Raw genomic sequence first — 26,667 nt, 5'->3', positions numbered from 1 at the left:
ATGCCTGTTATTGCACATATTGAAGCGGGTCGGCATTTATATGGCGGCGCTTTACAAGTTTATTATTTAATTGCTGAACTAGCGAAAAGTAAACAGTATAAGCAGGTGTTGATTTGCCCAGTTGGTTCTGAAATTGGACAAAAATGCGCTGGTTTGTGTCAGGTTGTTGAAATCGAGATGAAAGGCGATCTCGACTTGGCCATGACAGCTCGAATTCGTAAGGCGCTACTCCGTTATGAGGTGGATATATGTCATATCCATTCACGGCGTGGTGCTGATATTTGGGGGTTATTGGCTGCTAAGTGGGCGGGTTGCCAGACTGTTTTAACCCGCCGCGTGGATAACAAAGAGCCAAACTGGCTGGCATCCTTTAAATACCGTCGTTTTGATTTTGTCGCCGCGATCTCGCAAGGTATTAAACATGTCATGCTGCAAAGCGTAGCAAATGCGAGTCAAGTCGAGGTTATTCGCAGTGCAGTCGATGTTGACACTTATCAGGTTACACCGCAAAAGGACTGGTTTTGTGCCGAGTTTAATTTTTCAGCGCAGGATAAGGTGATTGCCATTGTGGCTCAATTAATTAAGCGTAAAGGCCATGCGGTATTGTTTGAGGCCGTGGAGCCTTTATTAGCGGCTAACCCTAATTTAAAAGTTTTGGTGTTAGGACAAGGGCCACTGCGAGAAGAGCTAGAGCAAAAAGTTAAACAACGCAATCTGCACCAACAAATTATTTTTGCTGGTTTTCGCAATGATTTGCCTCGCGTATTGCCAAATTTAGACATTGTCGTGCATCCTGCCTTTGCCGAAGGCCTTGGGGTTTCTTTGCTGCAAGCGAGCGCTTGTGGAGTGCCGATTATCGCGAGTCGCGCGGGGGGGATCCCCGAAGCTGTGATTGATGGTGTAAATGGTTTTTTAGTTGAGCCTGGCGAGGTCAATGCGTTGCGTGATAAGTTGCAATGTTTGTTAGCGGATAATAACTTAAGACAACAAATAGCAATGGCCGGTCGGCAATTGATGGAACGAGATTACGCAATTAGCGTGATGGCCAATCGTTATCATGAAGTGTATCAAAATTTGTTAAACCCTTATTTAAACCAAACCTCAAACGCGTAATTTTTCTGAATTACTGGTATAGTCGCAGCCAATAAAATTAATTATAGTCAAAGCGATCAGGTTTTAGGGGAAGCCGTCAAGCTTCGAGACCCCATGAGCATATGCTCTACTATGTGATTGGGGCGAGTAAGCGCTGACAATGAACCATAAGACCTGAGCGAGAAGACTATACTACGTTGGCTGCCAACTGGCGGCCACTAACTAAAGTAGCGCTTGCTGTTAGTTTAACGCCATTATGAAAAGACGACCTCTCTCTTGTTTTTTAATTGTTCGCGATGAAGCGGATAGGATCGAAGATTGTATTAAAGAGTTAGCCGGTTGGGTTGACCAGCTTATTATTCTTGATTCAGGCAGTACCGATGGTACAGTCGAAATTTGTCAAAAATACACTGACGAAGTTCATCAAACCGATTGGCCGGGTTATGGGCCGCAGCGTAATCGCGCGTTAAAGTTGTGTAAGCATGAGTGGGTACTTAACCTCGACGCCGATGAAAAAGTTACGCCAGAATTGCGCGATGAAATCGACGCGTTATTGAGCCAAGAAAAACTCGACGTTAATTTTGTCAAAATTCCTTGGCATACCTATTTATTTGGCAAGCCTATGCGTCGTGGTCGCTATTCAACCCCGCAAGGTAAATTGTTTTTAAATCATGAAGGTGTGCATTTTAAACATTCGCAAGTGCATGAAGCATTACAGATCCCAGATGTTAAACCTTTAGTGTTAAAGTCGCCTTTATTGCATTTTAGCTGGCGAACTTATCAACACATGCAAGAAAAACATCTTAAATACGCATGTATTCTGGCAGAAGAAAAACAGCAAAAAGGCAAGAAAGGCTCACTCGGTTTTGCCGTTATGCGCTTTTTTACCGACTTTATTCAGCAATACATTTTGCGCGGCGGTTTTCTTGATGGTAAGCGAGGGTTCTTTATGGCGTTAGTATTAGCGCAATATGCCTTTCATAAATACGCAGCGTTAGCCGCGTTGCAAATGGAACAAGCCTGTCAGCAAGATAACGAGAAGTAACCATGTCTAACACCCCGATTAGCGTTTATTTTGTGACTTTAAACGAGGCAGCTACGATTGCGCAAGCGATCCAATCAGTCCAAGGGTTTGCTGAGATCATCGTTGTTGATTCTGGTTCCACTGACGGGACTCAGCAGATTGCGACTAACTTAGGTGCCAAAGTCGTACATCAAGATTGGCTCGGTTTTGCCAAACAGAAACAATATGCGTTAAGTCTGTGCCAACATGATTGGTGTTTTAATTTGGATGGTGATGAAGTGGTGCCAGACGATGTGGCACGGCAGATCCAGCAACAAGTCGATGCAGATAACTGTGATGCGCTGCGCATCTATTTTGAAGACGTGTTTATGGGAGCGGCTATGCACCCTAGTTCCCATAAACGTTCGATTGTTCGGGTATTTAAAAAGCAAAATGTTGAATACCCTACCAACAAACTGGTACATGAAAATGTCAAAGTTAATGGCAAAGTGCAAGACGTAAAAGGCTGCGTTTTACATTATGGATATGCCGATGCGGAAACCTTAATGGCTAAGCAAAATAAATACTCATCCCTGGGTGCCCAAGAAAAGTTTAACAAGGGTAAACGTCATTCATGGCTGAAATTAAGCTTGATGCTACCCATTATGTTTTTTAAAGAATACATAGTACGTAAACGTTTTTTATCGGGTGGTCGTGGCTTTGTGCAAGCTGTCATCGACACCATGTACGCATTTTTAAAAGAAGCTAAGCTTTACGAATTACACAAAACCAAAAATAAGCCTTAACCCCTCAGCGCTTGAGTGTTAACAGGAGAGTATTGCGAAACAAAGGTTTTGACTTCTTGAACTTGTTACTGTTACCAATCTATATATTGTTTTAAATAGAAAGCACACAAGATATAAAATATCAGAATCACTGTAGGGCCGAATTTATTTCGGCTAGCTCAAGATTTGTCGATGTAAAGTCAACCCTACAATTTAGTAAATAGTTAGAAATTCAATTGTTCAAAGCGTTTGAGTTTAAGCACTAGTAAAAACCACCCTTTTCCAGACACTCTGCAAACAGAGTCGTGACTGATACTTTCCTTTATGGCCAGCCGTTAGCGGCTTGTTCTACTGCATATAGCATTTCATTTTTGTTAACAACTTTACTTAAATTAACTTGATTGAATTGTATTTAAGTTTATTATTTCATATGTAAATTAATTTCAAATAATAATATTCATTCCAATTAATAAGGATATTCACATGTTTAAAAAAGCGCTTCCGTTACTCTTGTCTGTTGGTTTAGTGGCTTGTGGCGGCGGTGGTGGCTCTGACGACCAACCAAAAGTGTCCGCCCAAGATTTACAAACCATTAAAGCGACTTTAAGCCAAATGGGCTATAGCGATTTTTCAAATTTACAGGCAAGTGATATCAATAAAATTGAGCAAGGTTTAAAGCAATACAATTTTAGTACTGATGATATTGATTCGATTTTTGCCGCGTTAGGTATTGGTGAGCAAAATAAACCGATTGATCCGCCTGTTACGCCAACGGAACCTGAACCACCAACGGAACCTGAACCGCCAACTGAACCAGAGCAGCCTGAAACACCTGCCTTGGACGCAGATATCCAATTTGGTACTTGGAAAAACGAAGTGACAGGCGACTACATTTTATTTGGTAAGCAAGCGTTAACCCTATATAAGATGCAGGATTCAGGTTGTTTACAAGCGAAAAATTATCGAATAAACAGCCGAGCACTGCGTACCATCAAATTAGCTGACGTGGCAAATGGCGGTGTTCAAGATTATGATTTAGTGCTTAAGTCGAATAACCAAATGGACTTTACTTTGCCGGGTGCAACTATGAGCACTGAGTTGACTTGGGATAGTCGACATACTGAGGTAGTTACCTCGAAGGGGTGTTCAACTACCCGGCAAATAAAAGTGGAATTGGAATTTGATGCATTACCTAAACAGATTAATGTGGAATCTGCTACCTATATGTGGCGTGTCGACTTTGATTTAAATAAAAATAATAAAATTGATACCGGAGATATCAGCATGCAAGTCAGTGATTTTGGGGCTTCTGGCAGTATTGTTGATTTGGGTTCTCTACGTTCGCAAATATTTACGCCTTGGGATCGTACTAGCACATCAATTGGTCGCTTTAGTAGCTACGCATCGAAAAAAGTTGACTTAACAGTTGACGCTAATAAGTTGATCATGACGGTAAATGAAGAGAAGCATCCGCTAATGGCTTTATTGGCTGCCGATACGCCGATGACTGTTTTCGCCCAATTAAACTATTCTATCGATAGTGAACCTGTATTTGGTACCAATTCATCGGATGATGATGGGCCGTGGAATTGGAGTACGGTAAAAGGTATTCACAGTGATATCTACCCTGACTCAGGATTTGTCGACCTTGGCAACGGTGTTGTCTATCAAGATGTTTTAGATGATCAGCTAGGTGAAGCCGGCTGGGTTGATATTAAATCAGTCCGAGTGGTGATTTCTGAATAGCCTGAGCACAATTAGCTTAACAAACCTAGCGCAAGGCTAGGTTTGTTTTAAATACAATGTAATTAGCTTTGCTCGACTCATCACAATTTGTTAGAAGCTAACACTAACATTGCCCGCGATATGAGTTGTTAAGTCAATCGTGCTTTGCTTTACTTTGAGTGAATTAAGCGACACTTTGGTTAATGCGGCGTTTACCGCAATACCTTTAGTTTTCTGCTGCTGCAAAGATAAGTTAGCTTTGGCGATAGCCGTATCAATTTTTTCCGCTAACGGAAAATGAGCTTTGTCTTCTATGCGTTGGCGGATCATTTCTAATCCTGCTAAATCGATTGCACCATCAACAATACCGCTGTTAGTGTTGGCGACATATTCTAAATTGCTGATAGATAATGTTTGGCTATCTTTGTCTAATATCGGTGTACCCGAAAAGGCTAGTCGACCGTTTACGCTGAACCAATCGGTTATATTAAAAAACTGCAATACGGCGTTTTGGTTAGCATATTTAATGTCAATATCGAGGAAAATTTCGCCTTTGTTATCACCGCGAAGTTCAGGGTTGAGCAAAGTTAATTCTTTTTGTTTTTTCTGATTATCTTGCTCGAGCTTTGTAGCAAACGAATGACTTATTTCTTGTAGTGACAATGTAATAGGTAAATTGATGTTGAATTGGCCTTGGCTTGGCGCTTGGGTTTGCGTATTAAGTACAGGCAAAGAAGAGGCGGAGATTTTCCGTTTATTACTGACCTCAATACTGGTATTGCCCGCAATATAAACTGTGGTGTTGAGCGCTTGTTGACCTATGTTTAGTCCAGTAAAGGCGACATGCTTCGGTGAAAAATAGAGATAAGCATCCAAGTCTTTATTTATTTGTTTGGGTTCATGTAGTTTGCGCCAAACACTTGCCATTTTCTTTTTCACCTCTAACTGACTTAGCATGTGTGGCACTTTTTTAACGAATTTATCCATTTGCTTGGCGATTTGCGGTTCAACAAAACGGGCTAAATTAATACTGACAATATCGAAAAGTTCGATACTGGGCTCTTTATCCCAGCGATAGTCGGGAAACACTTGTAAAGCCAATGTCCAGTCTGGTTTGATTTGCGGTTTGGCTTTAATTATTAAGGTCGCTGCGGCTTCTACCGTTTCGCGAATACCTGCTTTGGCTGATACTTTGGCTTTAATTGGCACAGTAAACTCTAGCCATTTTTGTTTGGCGCTAACACCTATAGCACCATTACGCTTCACCCAACCTTTCACATCACATCTAATTTTGCCAAATCGGGTTTTAACGCAAACGCGGTTTTTGTCGTAAATGTTTGCCAGAGTTTCCGGCAGACTTTGGTTTAGTTTATTTTGCAGAGTTTGGTAACGGATCTCGATTGGCACATTGATGAAAGACTCGGGTTGAGAAAACTCAGATTTTTGTGCGACAGCATGAGTGGGAAAAAACAATAAAAATACAACAAGCAAGGTGGAACAAGTGACGATGTAACTCGACGAATGACGCGTCAGTCCGTTTGATAAGCCTAACAACAGAATTTCCTTATATTTAAATGAGTTATATAGTCAAAGCGATCAGGTTTTAGGGGCAGGTTTCTAGTTCCAGACGAAACCTAAGTACTTACATCCATGTAAGCAAAGCCGTCAAGCTTCGAATCCCCATGAGCATATGCTCTATTATGTGATTGGGGTGAGTAAGCGCTGACAATGAACCATAAGACCTTAGCGAGAAGACTATAGCATTTTGTGGGCAGGATACGCCGAGGGTAATTAAAAGTACAGTGGCGTAATTTTTTAGCTTTATTGCTTTATGCTGTTGCGCTGTTGTACATCACAGCGCATAGATTCTTATTTTTTGGTAAATGTAGCAGTAGATAGGTTACCAACTTGACTCGAGTTGTTTAACACCTGAACGCTGTGGCTATATTTAGCACACAAGCCTTGTGCTAATGGTTAGTTAGCAAAGGGATCAAAAATATACTTTTCGTAGCTGCTATCTATGCCACTGATATAGTTATTTTTAAACTTAAATAGCTTGCGCTCTTTCAGGTTCACAAAATCGAGTGCAGGCTTAAAATGTTTTTGCCACAATGTTTGTAAACTGCCATCGTCGTAAGCAGCAATTAAACCGCGCTCTATACGGTTTATAATGGCTTGATTCTGTTTACTCATAAAAAAGAAGCGCGGTAGGGGATAATACATCACCACTTTGTCGTCGATAGCCAGTCCTTCAACATGATTAAAATGCTGCCATGCGCCTTGAATTTGGTTAGCGCCAATCGGGAAAAAGTTTGCTCTGTCGTTAGCCACCATATGATACAAACCTAAAATATTGCGCCCAGTTTTCAGGGTAAAGCCATTATCCTTCAAAATATCACCATCTAACCAGCCACGACCTTGCAGCATGGTGAACCTCATTAGCTCTTCACGTGAATCGATGGAGTAACCCTGTTGCTTCAAGCCGTTAGATACAAACGCCACTCGGTAACCAATAATGCCAAGCAAGGCAGGGAAGCGGGCGTAAGCTAAGGCGTCGGCAGCTTCTTGGCTGGCGGAATTAAGAAATATAAAATTTTCGTAACGACTCGAATTCGCTTCTACGATTAAACGACTAGGCGGAACCGCTTTGGGTGTGACACTTAATTGATATTTTCCATAGCTGGATTGAGTTTTATTTAGCGCGAGTTGTAATACCTGATACTCATAGGTTTCTGTGGTCTCTATATCGTAACTGGCTTGCAGGGTTAAGCGCGTTTCCGCGTTAGCGTTAGTCGATAACAATAGGATTGAAATTAGGAGTGCAATGGAGCTCAAAGTTTTTTGCATAGTAGTCTCTTTGACGTTAATCAAATTGCATATTCTGTTTGAAAAAAGCTGTGTTGCCTTTTTCTTACGGAATAGATATTTACTGTGCGTTGCTTGTGTGTTGTGCCGTAAAAGTCTTATTTGCTTTTTTTGACTCTTTAATAATAGAGCAAAATCAAACAAAAAGGGTGAAGCTAATGTGAATTCTTTTAAAATTAAAGGCGAGTGGCAATCTTGGAGGGATTGCCACAGAGAGAGTGTGTGGGTTTAACAATTGATAAGTGACTAACTCAGTTGTCTTACGCGGCGATTACGGCCCTTCATTTTGCCTTGGCTTAGTTTGTTAATAGCGCGTTTAGCGACAGCGCGTTCAACCGCGACAAACGACCAAGTATCGTTAACTTGGATCTTACCGACTTGTTTGCCTTCAATACCGTTTTCTCCGGTTAAAGCGCCGAGAATGTCACCTTTACGGATCTTCTGTTTTTTACCACTGTCTATTTGTAGCGTAACCATAGGGGCGGGATTGGGACGATTGTCTAACACACTTTCGCGTGGCAAAGCTTCGGCATTAATATCTCGCTGTAATAGCTCGGCTAACATTTCGATTTTATACGCGTCTTTTTCAGTAAAAAAGGTACAGGCTAAACCTTTATTGCCAGCGCGCCCAGTGCGGCCAACACGATGGGTATGCGTGTCGGTATCATGAGCAAAATCGTAATTAAATACCGCATCCAAATTTTCGACATCTAAGCCGCGCGCCGCGACATCGGTTGCAACTAAGATAGATGCGCTTTTGTTAGCAAATTGCACGAGTGTTTGGTCTCGCTCGCGCTGTTCCAAATCGCCGTTAAGCGCTAATGCATGAAAGCCATAGCGGTTAAGCTCATCACAGACTACTAAGGTGTCGCGTTTGGTGTTACAAAATACCACACTTGATTCTGGTTGGTGCTGTAATAATAACAAGCGCAGAGCGTGTAACTTAGCTTCGCTATCTGCTGTTTGATAAAAGTGTTGGGCGATACTGGTATCGTCATGTGTATCTTCGACTTGAACCATGACGGCATCCCGCATCATATTATTTGCAATCGTTTTAATGGCATCTGGGTAGGTGGCACTAAATAACAGGGTTTGTCGATCAATAGGTGTGCGCTCCACAATGGCGGTTAATGTATCCTGAAAGCCCATTTCTAACATGCGATCGGCTTCATCTAAGACCAAGGTATCAACATCATTTAGGTTTAAGGTGCCGCGGTTTAAATGATCGTCTATACGCCCAGGTGTGCCGACAATGATATGCGCGCCGTGGTATAGCGAATCTTGCTGCTTAGCGAATGGCATACCACCAGTTAAGGTGAGCACTTTAATATTATGAATAGCGCGCGCCAGTTTTCGTATCTCAACTGCGACTTGGTCGGCTAATTCTCGGGTGGGGCAGAGAATTAAGGTTTGAATACGAAAGCGTTTTACGTCTAGTTTGTTTAGCAAACCTAAGCCAAAAGCAGCAGTTTTACCTGAACCCGTTTTACCTTGGGCGATCACATCTTTACCTTGTAAAATAGCGGGTAAACTTTGCGCTTGGATCGCTGTCATTTCTTTATAACCTAGGGTATCTAAATTACTGACAAGTTCGGTTTTGAGTTGAGTATTGGAAAAGGCAAGTTGGCTCACAGCATGTCCTAGGGTTAGGTAAAAAATAACCGCGGCATTGTATCAGTTAATATAGTCAGCTCGCTTAGGTTTTTATGGTTCTTTTATTCTATAACTTTGATTTGACTATAACTTTGCTTGCGGCTTAATTTACGCCATACTCATTGCATAATTTAGCTGAGTGCGTAATAAAATTATTAAATTTCATTTTATTGTTAGCGGTTTGCCGTCTAGTTAGCTGTGTTAATCAAACTTGGTACCTAATTATTAATGAAAACCTTATTAAACTTCTTTTTATTGTTGGCGGTGTGCTGTCTGGCTAGCTGTGCCAATCAACCCTTGGTACATAATTATCAAGGCGATGTCACTATTAGAACCTTACAGGTTTATTTGGATCCGATCCGTGAACCAACACAGGGCGAATCTGGTAAATACTCAAAAATTACTAAAGTGATTAAAGGCGTACAAGAAGTGCTTGATATGTTCGACCCTGAACAGCAAGCGAATTTAATTGAGCAACTTCATACATTTGAATCAACGTTGGCAAAGGGTATTAAAGCTAAGTCTGGCGTGCCAGTTAAGGTGGCAGATGACTCTGGTGTTAGCATGAAATATGGTGATAACAGCGAGTTAACCCAAATTGAATTTGAATACCCTAGGCTTGATGGCGCGTATTTAGATATCTTTGTAAATATTTATTATACCGAACGTACTGAGCTGTCTTTTGGGGGAGAGGCACTGAATACCAATATGATCGAGCTTAAACCTGAAATTAGTTTACAAATTGACGGTTACAATGAAAAAGGCGAGTTGTTCTGGCGGCAGACGAGTCGCTATGCCTCGCATAAATCGTTTAAATTTGGTGACAGTTATGTTCTGGGCATTCCGACAGAGCGTTTACAAGAGTCGCAAATATTTTTAGTGCCGTTAGCTGAAGGGGTGACGAAAAATTTGCAGATTTTGCGTAAATAAAGATTTTTATGGCGCCGCTTTGCATCTAAAACACATAGCTTTGGCACCATTTAAATTAAGTCTATTTACCTAGGCGGATCTACTCGATTGTCGGTTGAGGTATTGACTCGATACCAGCCAGCAATTGAGTATCTATCACGGGTTGCTGGCAAAACTTCATGCGGAAATTCTTCACTTAAAAACACGGCAAGCGTACCAAATAAAGGGACGACTTTTGTGCCTTGTCGATCATGATCATTTTGATAAATAACAAGCTCGCCGCCATCTGTTGGCAACCATCCTGGATTTAAGTAAGTCACAATTGACAGTACTCGATTAGCCTCGCCTCTAAACGCATCATAATGACGTTTGTAATAATCGTTTGGTGCATAATGAGCAAAGTGACTTTCAAAAGAAAATAATCCTAAATATAAGCGCCGATTTAAAAAGTCCTTTAATTGTGCTGTCCAGTTTAGCCAAGCTTGTCCGGCATCTGAGTCGCCATTGATCCAACAAATTTCGTCGGTTCTAACAAAGTCGTTATGCAAAAAATCATCACCGCGACCTATGCCAGCGTTATCGTACTGGTGGGTATGCATGTGCTGTTGGTGCTGGTACAAACTATTGGCTATTGTTTCAGGTAGTGCATTGGGGCGAATACTAAAACCTTGTTGCTCAATATCATTAGCGATCAATCCAAATAGTGTTTCATTAAAAAAATGACCTTCATCGGACAATAAATTCAGTTTTGCAAGTGCCAAAATGGTGTTCTCAAATTGCTGAGGGTAGCATAAAAAATTAGCCTGCTAGATAATCTTATTTTGTTAATTAGTCAATTTATTTAATGGAATTTACGTCGTTAAAAACTTAACGCAACTTAAAAAACATCTGCAATATCTCAGCGAATTTCAAGATGTTTTAAGAATGTAAGGATTGTGTAAATAGGCTTTTCTAATTTTAAAAAAAGCGCATTATCAGCATCAGCCAGCGGCAGTATTCTCAATGCAGATACCCATGGTGTAACAACAATAATTTATACACTTTTGAAGGTAAAAAAATAATGAAAAAAATCGCAATTGCAGTCGTATCTATGGTGTTAGCTTGTAGTCAATTTGCGTGGGCAGGTGACAAAAAGCCAAGCAAAGAAGAGCGCAAAGCGCTGGCGAAAGAATGTAAAGCCGAAGCCAAAGAACAAGGTATCGACTTAAAAGATAAAAAAGCCCGTCAAGCGTATATGGGCAAATGCATCAAAGCCAAATTTAACGCTTAATTTAACGTTCAATTTGGCACTTGTGGTGCAAAGCCACAATCCTATTCGGGTTGCGTGCGCAACCCGATGATTTTTGTTTTATTGTGGTTTAAATATTTAACCATTGAATGGTTCTTAAGCCGTTTTACCTTGTTATGGTGGGAGTCGTACGACTCCGGCCACCCTACGATGAGGTTAGGTTTATAGATTAACTGGATGTAGGGTGCCCCGAGCGAAGCGAGTCGCACCGTGCAAGGTATCAGGTTTGAGCGACATTTGTTTAGATATTTTGCTTTGTAATGCCAAGAAGAAAAATTTAAGGAACGAAATCTGTGTTCGTGCGTCATTTTCCGTATGGCGATGATTGGGTAATGGCGGGAGCCATGCGACTCCCTCCATCTAACAATCAAAACCTACAAAGCTTCAATCGTCGCTTTCTGCTCTTCCAATTTACTGATCGCAGTTTGCATTTCAGCTAGTTTAGCTTTTTCTTTATCGATAACCGCGGCTGGGGCTTTGCTAACGAAGTTTTCGTTTTTCAGTTTACCTTCAACACGGGCTAAATCTTTGCTGATTTTTTCGATGTTTTTATCGATACGCGCTAGTTCAGCTTCAACGTCGATTAGACCCGCCATTGGGATCATGATCGCCATTTCACCGATTAAAGCGGTAGCAGAGGCTGGGGCTTCGTCGCCTTCTCCTAATACGTCGATAGACTCAAGCTTAGCTAGGCCTTGTAAAAAGCTTTGGTTAGCCGTTAAACGGCGTACGTCTTCTGTACCGGCATTTTTGATATAAGCATTAAGTGGTTTGTTCGGAGAGATATCCATTTCACCACGGATATTACGAATTCCGACGATAAATTGTTTTACCCAATCGAGATCCGCCATGGCTTGTTTATCAACTTGGCTAGCGTCAAATTGTGGGAAGCTTTGCAGCATGATCGTATCGGCTTTGCTCTTATCAACTGCAGCTAACGGAGCCACACTCTGCCAAATCGTTTCCGTGATATAAGGCATTAATGGGTGCATTAAACGTAATAGGGCTTCTAGCACTGTTACCAAGGTATGACGCGTGGCACGTTGTTCTGCCTCGCTACCTTTAAATAATACCGGCTTAGTTAATTCTAAGTACCAGTCACAGAATTGGTTCCAAGTGAATTCGTAAATAGTATTAGCAGCTAAGTCGAAACGATAATTATCTAAATGCTCGGTATAGGCTTTAACCGTTTGTTGGAACTGTCCTAAGATCCAACGGTCGGCTAATGAAGTTTGCATCTCGCCAGTAGCAGATCCATCTTCAGCGAAACCACAGTCATGCTCTTCAGTATTCATTAATACGTAACGGCTGGCATTCCAAAGCTTATTACAGAAGTTACGATAACCTTCTAAGCGGCTCATATCCCAGTTGATATCACGACCGGTAGAGGCCATGGCGGCTAGGGTAAAGCGCAGGGCGTCAGTACCGTGGGCTTCGATACCGTTTTCAAAGGTTTTACGCGTGTTCTTTTCAATCTTCTTGGCCAGTTTGTCTTGCATCAAGTTGCTAGTACGCTTGGTGACTAGGCTTTCTAAATCGATACCGTCGATCATATCGATAGGATCAAGTACGTTACCTTTCGATTTCGACATTTTATCGCCGTTCTCGTCACGGATAAGACCCGTCACGTAAACGGTTTTAAATGGTACTTGCGGCTTGCCGTCTTCATCTTTGATGAAGTGCATGGTCATCATGATCATACGCGCCACCCAGAAGAAAATAATATCGAAACCCGTTACCAATACATCAGTCGGGTGGAAGGTTTTTAAATCTTCAGTATTGTCTGGCCAACCTAGAGTTGAGAAAGTCCAAAGCGCAGATGAGAACCAAGTGTCTAATACATCTTCGTCTTGGCTTAAAACCACATCGTCGGCGATGTTGTTATTGGCGCGAACTTCAGCTTCGTCACGACCAACGTATACGTTGCCTTTGGCGTCGTACCAAGCTGGAATACGGTGCCCCCACCATAACTGACGTGAAATACACCAGTCTTGAATATCGTTCATCCACGAGAAGTACATGTTCTCGTATTGTTGTGGTACGAACTGGATATCACCATTTTTAACCGCTTCTTTAGCTGGTTCGGCTAATGGTGCGGCACGTACATACCATTGGTCGGTTAATAGTGGCTCGATAACTACGCCAGAACGGTCGCCGTAAGGCACGGTGAGTGAGTGATCTTCAATCACTTCTAATAAACCTAACTCTTCGAATTCTGCAACGATAGCTTTACGCGCTGCAAAGCGATCTAAACCATGGAAGCGCTCTGGTAATGGCGCGTCCATGTCTAATTCTTTACCGTCAAAGGTATACGTTTGGCCTTCGCTTAAGATGGCTGCATCTTTATCAAAGATGTTGATCATAGGTAGCTGATGACGCTTACCGACTTCGTTATCGTTAAAGTCATGCGCAGGGGTGATCTTTACACAACCTGTGCCTTTTTCCATATCGGCGTGTTCATCACCCACAATGGTAATGCGACGATTAACGATAGGAAGAATAATGTCTTTACCTATTAGGTCTTGGTAACGCTCATCGTCTGGGTTAACCGCAACGCCAGTGTCACCTAACATGGTTTCTGGTCGTGTGGTAGCAACCACAATGTAGTCTTTACCGTCTTTGGTTTTTACGCCATCCGCTAGTGGGTAGCGGAAGTTCCACATATGGCCTTTTTTATCTTTGTTCTCGACTTCAAGATCAGAGATGGCGGTGTGTAATTTTGGATCCCAGTTGACTAGGCGCTTACCACGATAGATTAGGTCTTCTTTGTATAAACGCACGAAAACTTCTTTAACTGCGTTTGATAAGCCTTCATCCATGGTGAAGCGTTCGCGATCCCAATCAACGGATGCGCCTAAACGACGTAATTGTTGAGTAATGGTGCCGCCTGATTGTTTTTTCCAATCCCAGATACGATCAACAAAAGCTTCGCGGCCTAAATCGTGACGGGTTTTATCTTCTTCTGCAGCAAGTTTGCGTTCGACAACCATTTGCGTTGCGATACCGGCGTGATCAGTACCAACTTGCCATAAGGTGTTGTTACCCGACATACGCTTGTAGCGAATTAGGGTATCCATAATGGTGTCTTGGAATGCATGACCCATATGCAGACTACCGGTTACATTCGGTGGTGGGATCATGATTGAGTAGGCATCACCTTGGCCTGACGGTTTAAAGTAGCCTTTTTCTTCCCACGCTTTGTATAAAGCCTGTTCAACGGTATTAGGATTAAATGTTTTTTCCATCGTCGTATCTAAATGTCGTTTTTAAAATAAAAGTAATGGTCACGCTGCAGGTTGGGTAGAAAGCTGATGACCGGCTGCACGATATTGCTTGTAGCGTTCGCGAGCTTGTTGCTTTAGCTTTTCTTCTGCAGGAACAAAATCGAATGTTTGGTTAAAGCGGCCAACAAAGTCGGGCATGTGTTGGCTTAAATTAATCAGAATTGGCCGCCCCGAACGTGGCGCTTGACAGCCAATTTCGACTGGTGTGCCAAATTTAGGGCCTTCGCCTTGTAGGTTATGGGCAACAAAACTGTCGGGTTCAAATTGCCATAGATGCTCGTCTACCGCTTCGGCTTGTTGTTGGTTATCGGTAAAAATAAAGACTTTTTTATTTTCACGATACAACTGCGCGGTTAAGCGGCACGCAAAATCAATATGAGCCGCGATCGGGGATTCCGCTGGCGACTCAGTATTGTTGGGTTGAGTTTCTTCTGGCAGAAGATAAAAAGTAACTTGCGACATTACTCGCTCGCTTGCTCCTCAGCATAGTTAAGTAAAAACTGAGTTAGCATAGGCACAGGGCGACCGGTTGAGCCTTTGTTTTTGCCTGAACGCCAAGCCGTGCCAGCGATATCCATATGTGCCCAGTTATACTTTTTGGTAAAGCGCGACAAGAAACAGCCCGCAGTAATGGCACCCGCAGGGCGGCCACCAATGTTTGCCATATCGGCAAACGGGCTTTCTAACTGCTCTTGATATTCATCCCATAAAGGTAAACGCCAAGCGCGATCACCGGATTGGTCGGAAGCGCTAATTAAATCATGGGCCAGTGGGTTATGGTTACTCATTACCCCAGTTGCATGAGCACCTAAAGCAATTACACATGCACCCGTAAGAGTGGCTAAATCAATAACCAATGCAGGATTAAAACGCTCAACATAGGTAAGGGCGTCGCACAAGACTAAACGGCCTTCGGCATCGGTATTTAACACTTCCACTGTTTGGCCTGACATAGTCGTCAGAATATCACCAGGGCGATAAGCGTTAGCATCTGGCATGTTTTCACAACCGGCTAATACACCAATAACATTTAACGGTAAGTTAAGTTCAGCTAGTGATTGCATGGTGCCAATGACACCTGCGGCACCGCCCATGTCGTATTTCATTTCATCCATGCCTTGGCCTGGTTTAATCGAAATACCACCTGAATCAAAGGTTAAGCCTTTACCAACTAAAACAATCGGAGCTTGCTCATCATCAGCGCCTTTATAGCTAATGATAGACATCATGGATTCATTATCTGAGCCACGGCCAACAGCTAAGTAGGAGTTCATGCCTAACTCAGCCATTTGTTTTTCGCCTAAAACATCAACCGAGAGGGTGTCGTAATTGTCGGCTAGTAATTTAGCTTGTTCGGCTAAATAAGCTGGATTACAAATGTTAGGTGGCATATTAGCTACGTCTTTACATAGCTTGCTACCCGCTGCAACCGCTAAGCCATCGCTAATGGCTTTTTCACCCGTCGGTAATTCGCGACGCGTCGGCACGTTGAAAACAATTTTGCGTAATGGGCGACGAGGCTCTTCACGTTTACTTTTTAATTGGTCAAAGGTGTATAGGCAATCTTGAGTTGCTTCTACTGCGTGGCGAACTTTCCAGTAATTATCGCGACCTTTAACATGTAATTCAGATAAAAAGCATACCGCTTCCATAGAGCCGGTTTCATTTAGCGTATTTATGGTTTTGGCAATAATTTGCTTGTATTGACGCTCGTCTAATTCACGCTCTTTACCACAGCCGACTAACAACACACGTTCACTTAATACGTTAGGAACATGGTGTAACAACAACATTTGGCCACTTTTGCCTTCTAAGTCACCGCGACGTAATAGGTTGCTGATATAACCTTCACTAATTTTGTCCAACTGCTCTGCAATTGAGGTGAGTCGTCTAGGTTCAAATACACCGACAACGATACACGCACTGCGTTGTTTTTCAGGACTGCCGCTTTTAACGCTAAATTCCATTGTTGCTCCTAATAACTTAGCTTTTGTTTATTTTTTAGCTAGTTAGCTAGCTTTATCGAATGCAAATGCTTGTAGCGGCCACTTTTAATTGAGTTTACCGCGAGGTTAAACACACATAAATAGACAAAAATTGGTGTTTAACTGGTATATTTGCGTTATTCGATAATTGTAGAACAGGCTATCAAAATTGAGAGATAATTACGCCTGTTTTACTAAGTTTTTATCGTATTGTCTTGTAAAAATGCTGAGTTTACTTAAAATTTTACTCTATTGCAGCAAAATGCCTAATTTCAGGGACAGCAATTGATTATTTTCCGCTATTTGTTCGGTGAAACAATAAAGTCACAGTTCGCCGTATTTTTTATCATGTTAGTGATATTTAGTTCTAACGCATTAGTGCGTGTGTTAGACGACGCAATGGAAGGCCAACTTCCTACTGATTTAGTGGCTTGGATGCTGCTACTTAATATACCGCCGTTAGCAGGTTTAATTCTGCCGCTGAGTATGTTTATTGGTATCTTCTTAGCTCACGGTCGCTTTTATGAAGATAACGAAATGTCGGTATTAAAAGCCTGTGGGGTTAGTGAGTGGTACGTTACCCGTATTACCATTGTCGTGGCGTTAGTGATTGCTGTGTTTACCGGTTTAAATACCATTTGGTGGGGACCGTATTCGGCTGCGAAAAAAGAAGAAATTCAAGACCAACTCAAAGCCGATATTGGCTTGTCGACGTTAATACCTGGGCAATTTCAGCAAGCTGCCAATAATAAAGCGGTGATTTTTGTTCATGAAACTCAACAAGATAATTCTGCATTTAACAAAGTCTTCGTTGCACAAATGCCGCATGAAGAGGACAGAAAACAACGCTTTAACGTTGTCTATGCTGAGAAAGGCAGAGTGATAGAGGAAAATGCAGATGAACAAAGTTTGGTGCTCAACAATGGCCGGCGTTATGAAGGCGGGCATGATCAACTGAATTATCAAATCGCCAGCTTTGGCGCTTATTCAGTCAAAATTAAAGAGCAGCAAATAGAAGAGCGTCGTCGTAAATTATCCGCTGTGTCGACCAAAGAGTTAATGGAACGAGATGACTTTGAGGCTATTGCAGAATGGCAATGGCGTATTGCTTTGCCGTTATCTGTGCCTATTGTTGCACTGGTCGCTGTGCCTATGGCTCGCACTAGACCCAGACAAGGGCGCATGGCAAAAATGGCACCGGCATTTTTAGTTTACTTAGGTTACTTTTTGTTATTAATGGCGGGTAAATCGGCGTTGGCCGATGGCAAAATCCCTCCGACAATTGGCTTGTGGTGGATCCATACCTTAGCTTTAATTTATGGCTTATTTCTATTGGCAGGTGAGCGCACTTCAGGTCGATATTTACGCTCTTGGTTCAGTAATTTAACAAGGAAAACCGCATGATTAAGATAGTCGATTTTCACATTGGTCGCGCTATCATGCAGTCGACATTTGTCTCCTTGTTTGTGCTGACAAGCTTAAGTGGCTTAATACGGTTTGTAGAGCAGCTACGCAGTATTGGCCGCGGTACATACGACATCATGGATGCTTGCTTGTTTGTTTTGTATACCGTACCACGTGACATTGAGGTGTTTTTCCCTATGGCAGCGTTATTAGGTGGCCTATTGGGCATGGGGGCGTTAGCAAGCAATAGCGAATTAATTGTCATGATGGCATCGGGCTTATCAAAACTCGATATTATTAAATCCGCCATGAAAACCACGACGATTTTGGTAGTCGCTGTGTTGTTACTGGGCGAATTTGTTGCGCCGCAATCTGAAGCTAAAGCGAAAAACCTGCGTAGCAGTGAAATTTATGCCAATGTCGTGAATAAACAAGGGGTGTGGGCAAAAGATGGTGATGATTTTATTCATATCAAAACCATAGCCGAAAATGGCCTGCTAAAAGGGCTGACCATTTTTGATTTTGATGATCAATTACAATTACAAAAAGTTAGCCATATTAAACAAGCTAAATTTCAAGGCGATAGTTGGTTAGTTGACGGTTATAGCCGTACTTATTTAACCGATAGCGCAATTGTCGCTGAGCAAGTGCAAGATACCAGTTGGCAGTCGAGTTTAACGCCAGATAAGTTAAGTATTGTTTCAGTAAAGCCCGAAGCCTTATCACTTTATGATCTTCAAGGTTATTTAGAATATTTAAATGCTAATGAGCAAGACGATAGCCGTTATCAATTGGCATTTTGGCGCAAGCTGTTACAACCTGTAACTGTAGCCGTAATGATGTTGATGGCGCTGTCGTTTATTTTTGGTCCATTACGCAGCACATCAATGGGCGCTCGCATTTTAATGGGGGTTGTAATTGGCTTTGGATTCCACATTGCCAACCGCATTTTTGGTCCTGTTGCTTTGGTTTACGAATTGCCTGCTGTCATTGGCGCCTTGATGCCGAGTGTGGTGTTTGTTGGTTTGGCCGCTTATTTGATTAATCGTAAAACCTAAATTTACAAGGCATGTAGGGTCGATTTTATATCGACCAAACACGGCCCCAAAAATCACTAATCGTACTACTGCTACCCATAAAACCAGTAAGTCGCACCAATTGCCGCACTAATTCCAGCTAAATCGGCTAATAAGCCACAACTAATAGCGTGGCGTGTATAGCGAATACCCACGCTACCAAAATATACCGCTAGTACATAAAACGTGGTTTCGGTTGAGCCTTGCATGATGGATGCAAGGCGCCCTGCGAATGAGTCGGCACCTTGATTGTTCATCACTTCTACCATCATGGCTCGCGCCCCAGAGCCCGACAACGGTTTTAGAAATGCCACAGGCAGGGCATCCACAAAGCGGGTATCACCATTAATAACCGCAATAAATAAGGTAATAAGTTGTAATAGGCCCTCAAGTACACCCGAAGCGCGCAACAAACCTATAGCAACTAACATAGCTAACAAGAATGGGATAATGGTGATCGCGACTTGAAAGCCCTCTTTAGCCCCTTCTACAAACTCTTGATAGACGGCGATCTTCTTAAAGTGGCCGACAATGAGTACACCAACGATAAAGCTTAATAACAATAGGTTAGCCCAAACGCTAGATTGATATTCAAGTGTGGTGATGGGTAAGCTGATTAGCCATACGAGAAAAGCTGCAAAACAGGCAAAAATCAATGCCATGCCAGCCAAAAACTTACCTTGCCATATATTGATCCGCTGTATTAGGCAAACTGCAAAAAAGCCAACTAAGGTAGAGGCGCACGTAGCTAACAAGATAGGTAAAAACACATCGGTTGGATTGGCAGCGCCTTGCTGAGCTCGATACATAAACACTGTAATGGGAAACAAGGTAATTGAAGAAGTATTGAGTACGAGAAATAAAACCTGCGCGTTACTGGCGGTGTCTTTATTTGGGTTAAGCTCTTGCAATGAACGCATGGCTTTTAAGCCCAGCGGCGTGGCGGCGTTGTCTAACCCTAACATATTGGCCGCCATATTCATGGTGACATGACCTGTTGCAGGGTGTTGACTGGGTATCTCTGGCATGACTCTTTGAAAGAAAGGGGCTAACCATTGAGATAGCTTTTCAATCATGCCGTTTTGTTCGGCAATTCGGCTGATCCCCAACCAAAATGCCATTACACCAATTAAACCTATTGCGAGTTCAACCGTAAGTTTGGCCATGTCAAACACAGATTGCATCATGCGTTGAAAAATCAGGCCATCGTCAAACACAAAGCCTTGCACTAGCGCCCAAGCAAATGACAAAGTAAAAAAAGTCAGCCAGATTTTATTTAGCACAGTGTTCAAGCCATTAGCATTAGGTTTACAGATTATTTAACAGGGGCGAAGGTGATAAAATCAATATAAGCCAATGCGCCTTCAGCAAGAATAAAGGTCAGACTGAAGTCTTCGTTATGACTTATTTTGGCAGCCGGAATAATGACTTTGACTCGCTTTTTATTGGCTGATGAAGTTGATTTAACCCCATTTTTATCAATCATAACGGTTGAACCATTTGCTGGTGTGCCCGATATCCAACCTGTGGTAGGAAACCAACCGCCCGTATTGGGTTGATGAAAAAGAGATGCTTGGCCTTCAATCACTTTAAGATCATAGGATAATTGATAGTCGGTATTGATTTTAAGCTGTTGTTGTTTAAACGCAGCTGGTGTAATAGTAAAACGTAACTCGCCTTGGATCGCATCGGCAACTAAACCAAATTTACCGCGCAAAGCAGCCTCTTTACTGACATAAGCTCGTGAGGGCTTCTTTTCATTGCCCAAGTGAACTTGTAAATTAGGTGGCATAACGCCGGGTTCAAAGTTCATATACCATTGATTGAGAAGATTAGGTTTCGGTCTAACTTGCACAAAACGTATATTATCCATATACCATTCTTGCCCAGGTGTGCGAAAAGCGAAGTGTAAATTAGTGCCCTCAGCAGGCCAGTTTTTACCTAATATTTCTTTTTCTATATGCATCCATTGATAATAACTGGAGCCGCCTAGCCATGGTCCTTGCGGTGTTTGTTGGTATTGGCCATTAATATAACTGCTCAAATGGGCATAACCGCCCGCCCAACTGTTATGGCCATCAACGCGCTTCAAATCAAATGATAATTTGTAGCGTTTATTGGGGTGCATAAAGCCAGTGGGTAATAAACTTGGAGCTAAGTTAAAGTCTGCTGGGCCACTATGGGTATTGATTTGTAAACCATAATTACCATCTTTCGCCGCATCTTTGGTAACGTCAATACTGCCTTTGCTTTGCCAACTGAGCTGCCAATCACTGAAATCACCGGTTTCAAACCCAGTGTTGACGTTAGTTAGCAGATCTATGTCTTCTTTTACTGGCCGAGCCGCATCTACTATGGCCATCTGATCAACATCAATTGGCGATAAATCTCTAGTATCAAACATGGTGGCATCAACCACCATTTTATCATTGATTAAGGTGTCACTATTAACTGGAATATCGAGATTGATGACACCACTACCACTAGAAACGTTCACTTTCATTTCACTGATGGGTTCACCAAGTTCTATGCCTAAGTCTAAATAAATCTCTGCTGCTACATCTGAGTGATAAATAATACTGGCAACCAGTTTTGGGGAATCGACACTGGGTAAACGTAACCTGTCAATTGTGATCGAGTTGCGAGCAATATGACTTATGGTGTTTTGCTGATAGTCTGCGTGCTCAACAACGGGGTAATAGTCTTCAGTAATTTTGACTATAGGTTGATTGGTTGGTTGTACTTGGCCTTTGGCGTTGATGTCAAATGTGGCTGCACTGGGTGTGTTCCAGTATATATTGGTTAAGGTTCTTTTATGATCGAGGCGGTTAAGCTGGCTATTTTTATTCAGGGTATTAGCGATAAATAAGCCTTTTTTAGCCGTACTAATATTTAGGCCACGCTTGGTGACCGGCATGGTGACTCGAATATTACCTTCATGCAATAAGATGTGATCACCGGCTAAAAGCTCAATTTTTACCGGTGCATTAAGTTGAATGGTAGCACCGTTGCCTAGCATCATTTCCGCATAGCCTGAGGTTAACTCAAAGGGGCCACTTTTTAATGCTGTGTTTTTACGAACAGATTCTAATCTAGGTAATGGTTTGGCTTTGTCTTGTTCGTAGAGCGCGGTGAGAAAAGCATAGTGCTCGGGTTGCTCTGCCGCAGGAGTACTTTTTTGTTGAGCCTGATACCAATAGCTAAACATGATACCCAGCAGTATCAGGCTGGATACTATGCTGCCAATTATCCAGATATTTAGTTTAGGTTCGTGACTGCCACTTGTTTGCAAGTCGGGCTCCGTTTAACAAATTGCTGACTATGCGCGACATGTTGGTGATATTTGCGCTAACCGGTTCGCAAGGTTAACAGTTATTGCTAAAGGTTACGAGTGCGGTAATGACTTGTAACGGCTCTGTTATTGTCTTGCGCTGGCGCGATTATATTGGGGAAGTACATATTCGTCTATAAAATGTTTTCTCGACTCATATGATCCGCCTATATTGCCAGTGCAATAGTTAAGCTTCAAACCTCTAAGCAGCCTAATGTAGCCAGTGCTCGTTCAATGCCAAGGCGCGGGCTGGATAACACAGGAAATGGTAGTTTTAGTAGGTTGCTGGCGCCTGCCATAGATGCTTGCGCTAATACAATTAAGTCTATTGATTTATCAACTGTTTGTAAGGCTTGGGCAATTATGGTGTGGTATTGAGCGAGATCACCTTGTTCAAATAGAGGCCAAGCTTGTTCAATGACTAAAGATTGATAATGGCAATCCTGCTTGAGGTTATCAGCCGAATTGCCTAGTAATTCTAATGTCGGTTCTATTGTACTGGCCAATGCCGCAGCAATAAGAATTTTTTTACCGCTTTGCACGGCTATATCGGCCATTTCACGGTCAATACGCTGTACCGCGCATTGATTAATACCGTCTAACTGCTCAGCAAATTCGGCAATAGATGAACAAGTACAAATAATTAAACGTGACTCTTGCGACAAGTGTGTGACTAATTCTTGTAGTTTTTGTTGTAAAACGGCGTCTTGGCCTTGTTTTCGAGCATGGTCGAGTAAATCTTCTCGTACGATATGTTGGGTGGTTAACTTGTGGTCATACTCTCGAATGAGGTTTTCAAATGTCAGTTTGTGAATTTCACCAGTGTGGATGAAGCTAATATCGTACATATCGCGAATGGCTCTGGATCTAATTAATTCTTTAACTATAGCAAGAAAATAGAATTAAGCAGCAAACAGCGCTAATCATCTGCTAATCTGAGCTAAGTTTTGTTTTTGACTATCCTTTACAAATCTTTACTGCTGCAATCAAATTAATATTTTGCCATGTTCCCATACACGGAATATTAATAGTGAAATGATTAAATCTTTTTAAAACATAGAGTTATGTCTCTTTAGGTATTTTTACATAAATATAATTTATGTTTGAATATAAAAATATAGTTTCGTATGTGCTTTATCATGTTACTGAGTTGTTATACATTCTGCAAAAGTTGACAGATAAGCATTAAGCGTTTTCTTGACTTATTAAAAGCCAAGATTGAAGAGGAAAATATGAAACTGAAAACCAACCTGAAAAAATTAATAATTGGCTGTTGCAGTGCAATCGCATTTGTTAATGCATCGCAAGCTCAGTCGCTACCTAATGTTGTCGTTATTATGGCAGATGATTTAGGCCCTGGTGATGTCAGTGCTTTTCATAAACGCTACAGTAACAAACCTGTACAAGCACCGACGCCGAATATTGATCAATTAGTGGCAGAGGGTATGTCGTTTACTGATGCTCATTCACCAACAGCACTATGTGCTCCAAGCCGCTATTCGGTGATGACGGGTAATTCGACGTATCGCGGTTATACGCCTTGGGGCGTATGGAGCTCATTTGCCAAAACAGCAGTAACGCCAGAGGATGCCACCATTGGCCGAGTTGCTCAACAGGCCGGTTATCAAACAGCATTTGTTGGTAAATGGCACTTAGGGGGTACGTTTCATACAAAGCAAGGTAAAGTGTATCAAGGGCCTAAAACCGGCCCTAAAACCAAAAATATAGACTTTACAAAGTGGGTAGCCGGCAACCCAGCTGAGTTGGGTTTTGATTATGACTATACCGTGCCGACAGGAGTACAAGGACCGTTATATTTTGCTTATGAAAATAGTCAATGGGCACCATTAAGCAAAGACTCTAAAATTATTTTTGTTGATAAAGACACGGCGCTGGACCCTAAATTTGTTTCAGACAAAGGGCCGGGCATGGGTGATTCAGCTTGGGATGCACGTAAACTCAACATGCAGCTTGCCGACAAAGCAGTCGACTTTATAAAGCGTAGCGCGGGTGATAAACCCTTCTTGTTAAATTATTGGAGCCCAGCGGTGCATATTCCGCACACACCGCCTAAGCAGATTGATGGCAAGGCTATTGCCGGGACAACGCCAACCCATCATTTGGATATGAACAGAGTGTTGGATATTGAAGTTAAGCGAATTATTGATGCCTTAAAAGCCACAGGGGAATATCAAGATACCTTAATTATCTTTACCTCTGACAATGGGGGGTTATCTGACCGAAAAGCCAATAAATTTGGCCATAATTCACCGGCTCAATTCCGAGGTAACAAAAATACGGCATTTGAGGGCGGACACAGAGTGCCTTTTATTGCTGTATGGCCGGGTAAAATAAAAGCCAATACCACTAACGACACCTTAGTCAACGGCACCGATATTGTTGCAACCTTGGCCAATTTGATGGGGGTTAAGCTTAATGCCCAGCAAGCTAAAGACTCATGGAATATTTTACCAACATTATTGGGTCAACCTTATCAAGCGCGTCAATTATTAATGGCGCAAGCTGGTAGTAAAAATGAGTTAATTTTGCGTGAAGGGCCGTGGAAGCTGATTATCAAAAGTAACTATAAAGTGACTAAGCGCGAGCCTTTTGCGTTATTTAATTTGCAAGATGACCTGTCAGAAAAAACCAATTTAATAAACAACCCCGAGTTTAAAGCCCGAGCCGATGATATGTTTAAGCGTTATTGGCAGATCCGCGAATCGGGTCAACGTACGGCTCCGGCAATGTAATTAATTCCTTCATATTGAGTGATTGTTGATCACAGACCGAAGTCATGCAGATAGAAAAAGCCGAGCTAAACTCGGCTTTTTAATGCTTCTTTAAGTTAGCGACTGATTAATTCCAAATGCGAATATAATCAACATAATAGAATGATCGTGCTTGCGCAGGTTCGTTGGCGCCCGTTTGCCAATCATAAACTAAAATGTCTAAGATAAGCGGCATTTCAACGTCACCTGGGTAACTGGCTGCCGGCACAGAGCTTTTCCAAATGGTGCGAACATTTACGCCATCAACATAAAAATGAATGCCTCCCGGCTCACGTAATACGCCGTAAGTATGCCAATCGGTCACCACGCCATTATTTGGCATATCGGCCGGAGCCTCGTAGTAAGGAATTTGATCAACGTTACCGGTTGATTGGCTCCAAACAAAGTGGTGAATATTGCTTTTCATTTTTTTATGGCTATTCCAAGCTTGATACGGGAAATGCTCGTAAACATCTATTTCAAATTGTTCGCCATTGGCAGCGTTGCGATTAAAAAACCAAAAGCTGCTGGCGATATTATTGTTAGCCGCCTTGGCTCGAACTTCAAAATAACCATATTTAAAGGTGCGATCGGTAGACGACACTATGCCGCAAGAGTGTTTATCGCCAATTTGATTACCAGGGCGAGCTTCTAACACTAAGTTACCGTTATGGGTATAGGCAAAGTTACCATTATAGGTAAAGCTATTGTTACCTAACCAACCGGTTGGATGATAACGATTCCACTTGCTGGTGTCGGGCGTTTGCCAATTGCCAGCTTGATTAAATTCATCGCTCGCGCTTGAGTTAAATTGCCAGTTGTGTTGATTTTTAATCCAATTGCCTGTGCCGTCTAGCCAAGGTGTTGGATTTGCATAAGCTTGAGTCGCGCTGATTGCCATCAAGCCAAATAGGCTTAATTTACAGGCGTGTTTTACCAGAGATATTGTTTTCATATTTTGTTTACCTTTTAGTGCTTTGTTGGTGTTTTTATGATGATATTTAATTAAATGTAAATATCGTTTTTAATTTATGATCTAATTTGAATAAAGTAAAACACCCTAATTTTAACTTGTGTAAATTTAATAAATTAATTGCGATTAAATATTATGTACTTGTCTTTTTAACAGGGGTTAGTGAGGGTGGGCTGATCAGCGTTTTGCAGTTAATATCAAAAATATGTCGATGTTGAATGATATTTCCATTGGTGAATATAGTTTTATACGGGTTGTAGAGTGGTTTGTTGAATTTAATAATATATATTTGCGATATGCGGAGTTGGGTTGAAATATTTTTATATCTATTTGTAATAAATGATTATTTATTGAATTTATGACGGTGTTTTGTATTGTTATTTAGCTAATGATTACTAGCGTTGGTTTCAATATAAATTTGTATATTTATTTGTGGTTTTTAGTTTTGCTTTGTTGAAATCATTTGATTTGTATAAAACGAGCCAAGGTTTATCGAAACACCTTGGCTCGTTAGGTTGGCTTT

20 protein-coding genes are annotated in these 26,667 nt (G+C 41.9%); 9 read left to right on the top strand and 11 right to left on the bottom strand.

What is annotated here, in order from left to right; genetic code table 11:
- The 4 genes from C2869_RS18370 (at position 1) to C2869_RS18355 (ending at position 4,626) form a co-directional block, all read left to right on the top strand.
- Positions 1-1,113, top strand: a complete 1,113-nt coding sequence (locus C2869_RS18370; RefSeq protein ID WP_108604320.1) for a glycosyltransferase — start codon at positions 1-3, stop codon at positions 1,111-1,113.
- A 235-nt stretch (positions 1,114-1,348) separates the two neighbouring features.
- Positions 1,349-2,137, top strand: coding sequence for a glycosyltransferase family 2 protein (locus tag C2869_RS18365; RefSeq protein ID WP_108604319.1), 789 nt, complete (start codon positions 1,349-1,351; stop codon positions 2,135-2,137).
- Between the two features lie 2 nt (positions 2,138-2,139).
- Positions 2,140-2,901 carry a glycosyltransferase family 2 protein gene (locus C2869_RS18360; protein ID WP_108604318.1) on the top strand — a complete coding sequence of 254 codons (762 nt, stop codon included), beginning with the start codon at positions 2,140-2,142 and terminating at the stop codon, positions 2,899-2,901.
- 462 nt (positions 2,902-3,363) lie between these two features.
- Positions 3,364-4,626 carry a hypothetical protein gene (locus C2869_RS18355; protein ID WP_108604317.1) on the top strand — a complete coding sequence of 421 codons (1,263 nt, stop codon included), beginning with the start codon at positions 3,364-3,366 and terminating at the stop codon, positions 4,624-4,626.
- A 90-nt stretch (positions 4,627-4,716) separates the two neighbouring features.
- On the opposite strand, the gene C2869_RS18350 is transcribed toward C2869_RS18355, so the two are convergent.
- The 3 genes from C2869_RS18350 to dbpA form a co-directional block, all read right to left on the bottom strand.
- Positions 4,717-6,159, bottom strand: coding sequence for a DUF4403 family protein (locus C2869_RS18350; protein WP_159084230.1), 1,443 nt, complete (start codon positions 6,157-6,159; stop codon positions 4,717-4,719).
- Between the two features lie 420 nt (positions 6,160-6,579).
- Positions 6,580-7,452, bottom strand: a complete 873-nt coding sequence (locus tag C2869_RS18345) for a hypothetical protein (protein WP_108604315.1) — start codon at positions 7,450-7,452, stop codon at positions 6,580-6,582.
- Positions 7,453-7,716: 264 nt separating this feature from the next.
- Positions 7,717-9,102: an ATP-dependent RNA helicase DbpA gene (gene dbpA, locus C2869_RS18340; protein WP_108604314.1), complete on the bottom strand. Its 1,386-nt coding sequence runs from the start codon at positions 9,100-9,102 to the stop codon at positions 7,717-7,719.
- A 249-nt stretch (positions 9,103-9,351) separates the two neighbouring features.
- Between dbpA and C2869_RS18335 the strand changes: the two genes are divergently transcribed.
- Positions 9,352-10,053: a hypothetical protein gene (locus tag C2869_RS18335; RefSeq protein WP_108604313.1), complete on the top strand. Its 702-nt coding sequence runs from the start codon at positions 9,352-9,354 to the stop codon at positions 10,051-10,053.
- A 65-nt stretch (positions 10,054-10,118) separates the two neighbouring features.
- Here the strand turns inward: C2869_RS18335 and C2869_RS18330 are convergent, their stop codons facing one another.
- Positions 10,119-10,796: a 2OG-Fe(II) oxygenase gene (locus C2869_RS18330; RefSeq protein ID WP_408011900.1), complete on the bottom strand. Its 678-nt coding sequence runs from the start codon at positions 10,794-10,796 to the stop codon at positions 10,119-10,121.
- 296 nt (positions 10,797-11,092) lie between these two features.
- Here C2869_RS18330 and C2869_RS18325 point away from each other — a divergent pair, with 296 nt between their 5' ends.
- Entirely contained in the window at positions 11,093-11,302 is a 210-nt protein-coding gene (locus tag C2869_RS18325) for a hypothetical protein (RefSeq protein ID WP_108604311.1), read from the top strand.
- Positions 11,303-11,694: 392 nt separating this feature from the next.
- Here C2869_RS18325 and C2869_RS18320 read toward each other — a convergent pair whose 3' ends face one another.
- The 3 genes from C2869_RS18320 to pepA are packed head-to-tail and all read right to left on the bottom strand — an operon-like array spanning position 11,695 to position 16,571.
- Positions 11,695-14,565, bottom strand: a complete 2,871-nt coding sequence (locus tag C2869_RS18320; RefSeq protein ID WP_108604310.1) for a valine--tRNA ligase — start codon at positions 14,563-14,565, stop codon at positions 11,695-11,697.
- Positions 14,566-14,604: 39 nt separating this feature from the next.
- Positions 14,605-15,066 (bottom strand): DNA polymerase III subunit chi, encoded by a 462-nt coding sequence (locus C2869_RS18315; protein WP_108604309.1) that lies wholly within the window; start codon positions 15,064-15,066, stop codon positions 14,605-14,607.
- Positions 15,066-16,571 carry a leucyl aminopeptidase gene (pepA, locus tag C2869_RS18310; RefSeq protein ID WP_108604308.1) on the bottom strand — a complete coding sequence of 502 codons (1,506 nt, stop codon included), beginning with the start codon at positions 16,569-16,571 and terminating at the stop codon, positions 15,066-15,068. Before pepA ends, C2869_RS18315 begins: the two co-directional genes overlap by 1 nt.
- A 303-nt stretch (positions 16,572-16,874) precedes the next feature.
- On the opposite strand from pepA, the gene lptF reads away from it, so the two are divergent.
- Together lptF and lptG are read left to right on the top strand one after the other, a co-directional pair.
- The gene (gene lptF, locus C2869_RS18305) at positions 16,875-17,993 is read left to right on the top strand and encodes an LPS export ABC transporter permease LptF (RefSeq protein WP_108604307.1); all 1,119 of its coding nucleotides are present in this window, start codon (positions 16,875-16,877) and stop codon (positions 17,991-17,993) included.
- Entirely contained in the window at positions 17,993-19,051 is a 1,059-nt protein-coding gene (gene lptG / locus C2869_RS18300; protein ID WP_199915697.1) for an LPS export ABC transporter permease LptG, read from the top strand. The genes lptF and lptG overlap by 1 nt, the downstream gene beginning before the upstream one ends.
- 71 nt (positions 19,052-19,122) lie before the next feature.
- Here lptG and C2869_RS18295 read toward each other — a convergent pair whose 3' ends face one another.
- From C2869_RS18295 to C2869_RS18285, 3 genes are all read right to left on the bottom strand, one after another.
- Positions 19,123-20,352: a nucleoside recognition domain-containing protein gene (locus C2869_RS18295; protein ID WP_108605120.1), complete on the bottom strand. Its 1,230-nt coding sequence runs from the start codon at positions 20,350-20,352 to the stop codon at positions 19,123-19,125.
- Positions 20,353-20,384: 32 nt separating this feature from the next.
- The gene (locus tag C2869_RS18290; protein ID WP_108604305.1) at positions 20,385-22,277 is read right to left on the bottom strand and encodes a carbohydrate binding domain-containing protein; all 1,893 of its coding nucleotides are present in this window, start codon (positions 22,275-22,277) and stop codon (positions 20,385-20,387) included.
- 317 nt (positions 22,278-22,594) lie between these two features.
- Positions 22,595-23,248 (bottom strand): hypothetical protein, encoded by a 654-nt coding sequence (locus C2869_RS18285; RefSeq protein WP_108604304.1) that lies wholly within the window; start codon positions 23,246-23,248, stop codon positions 22,595-22,597.
- Between the two features lie 384 nt (positions 23,249-23,632).
- Here C2869_RS18285 and C2869_RS18280 point away from each other — a divergent pair, with 384 nt between their 5' ends.
- The gene (locus C2869_RS18280; RefSeq protein WP_108604303.1) at positions 23,633-25,153 is read left to right on the top strand and encodes a sulfatase family protein; all 1,521 of its coding nucleotides are present in this window, start codon (positions 23,633-23,635) and stop codon (positions 25,151-25,153) included.
- A 106-nt stretch (positions 25,154-25,259) separates the two neighbouring features.
- Here the strand turns inward: C2869_RS18280 and C2869_RS18275 are convergent, their stop codons facing one another.
- The gene (locus tag C2869_RS18275) at positions 25,260-26,126 is read right to left on the bottom strand and encodes a family 16 glycosylhydrolase (RefSeq protein ID WP_228710702.1); all 867 of its coding nucleotides are present in this window, start codon (positions 26,124-26,126) and stop codon (positions 25,260-25,262) included.
- Between the last annotated feature and the right edge of the window lie 541 nt (positions 26,127-26,667).

Origin of the sequence: Saccharobesus litoralis (assembly GCF_003063625.1) — a bacterium.
Lineage (GTDB): Bacteria > Pseudomonadota > Gammaproteobacteria > Enterobacterales > Alteromonadaceae > Saccharobesus > Saccharobesus litoralis.
This window is presented reverse-complemented; position numbering and strand designations above follow the sequence as displayed.

Bases quoted from the DNA above. Each gene is read 5' to 3' on its own strand.
- C2869_RS18290 (WP_108604305.1), bottom strand. From the start codon at position 22,277: ATGTTTAGCTATTGGTATCAGGCTCAACAAAAAAGTACTCCTGCGGCA.
- C2869_RS18365 (WP_108604319.1), top strand. From the start codon at position 1,349: ATGAAAAGACGACCTCTCTCTTGTTTTTTAATTGTTCGCGATGAAGCG.
- C2869_RS18280 (WP_108604303.1), top strand. From the start codon at position 23,633: ATGAAACTGAAAACCAACCTGAAAAAATTAATAATTGGCTGTTGCAGT.
- C2869_RS18335 (WP_108604313.1), top strand. From the start codon at position 9,352: ATGAAAACCTTATTAAACTTCTTTTTATTGTTGGCGGTGTGCTGTCTG.
- C2869_RS18355 (WP_108604317.1), top strand. From the start codon at position 3,364: ATGTTTAAAAAAGCGCTTCCGTTACTCTTGTCTGTTGGTTTAGTGGCT.
- C2869_RS18315 (WP_108604309.1), bottom strand. From the start codon at position 15,066: ATGTCGCAAGTTACTTTTTATCTTCTGCCAGAAGAAACTCAACCCAAC.
- C2869_RS18370 (WP_108604320.1), top strand. From the start codon at position 1: ATGCCTGTTATTGCACATATTGAAGCGGGTCGGCATTTATATGGCGGC.
- C2869_RS18320 (WP_108604310.1), bottom strand. From the start codon at position 14,565: ATGGAAAAAACATTTAATCCTAATACCGTTGAACAGGCTTTATACAAA.
- C2869_RS18275 (WP_228710702.1), bottom strand. From the start codon at position 26,126: ATGAAAACAATATCTCTGGTAAAACACGCCTGTAAATTAAGCCTATTT.
- C2869_RS18360 (WP_108604318.1), top strand. From the start codon at position 2,140: ATGTCTAACACCCCGATTAGCGTTTATTTTGTGACTTTAAACGAGGCA.
- C2869_RS18285 (WP_108604304.1), bottom strand. From the start codon at position 23,248: ATGTACGATATTAGCTTCATCCACACTGGTGAAATTCACAAACTGACA.
- pepA (WP_108604308.1), bottom strand. From the start codon at position 16,571: ATGGAATTTAGCGTTAAAAGCGGCAGTCCTGAAAAACAACGCAGTGCG.
- C2869_RS18325 (WP_108604311.1), top strand. From the start codon at position 11,093: ATGAAAAAAATCGCAATTGCAGTCGTATCTATGGTGTTAGCTTGTAGT.
- C2869_RS18345 (WP_108604315.1), bottom strand. From the start codon at position 7,452: ATGCAAAAAACTTTGAGCTCCATTGCACTCCTAATTTCAATCCTATTG.